We start from the raw sequence: 292 nt of genomic DNA, 5'->3' as shown, positions 1-292 counted from the left end.
CTCATATGCTGTCATCAAATAACCGCGGATAACACGAGCTAAACCAGTCATTTTTTCTGATCCGATTGGATTACGTTTATGTGGCATTGCAGAAGAGCCTTTTTGGCCTTTTGCAAAAGCCTCTTCAACTTCACGTGTTTCACTCTTTTGTAAACCACGAATCTCAACTGCCAACTTTTCGATAGATGTTGCGATTAGTGCAAGTGTTGACATGTAATGAGCATGGCGATCACGTTGCAATGTTTGTGTTGAAATTGGTGCTGCTTCTAATCCTAAGTTTTCACAAACATAC

Annotated in this window: 1 protein-coding gene; it reads right to left on the bottom strand. The window is 40.4% G+C overall.

Annotation, left to right across the window (positions count from 1 at the left end; translation table 11 throughout):
* The coding region (locus ACSG5Z_RS31270; protein ID WP_435712895.1) for a lyase family protein at positions 1–292 on the bottom strand (292 nt) is incomplete at both ends.

Source organism: Bacillus pretiosus (assembly GCF_051294775.1).
In the GTDB taxonomy this organism is placed as follows: domain Bacteria; phylum Bacillota; class Bacilli; order Bacillales; family Bacillaceae_G; genus Bacillus_A; species Bacillus_A wiedmannii.
The sequence above is the reverse complement of the archived record's forward strand: the minus strand, read 5'-3'. Positions and strand labels throughout refer to the sequence as shown.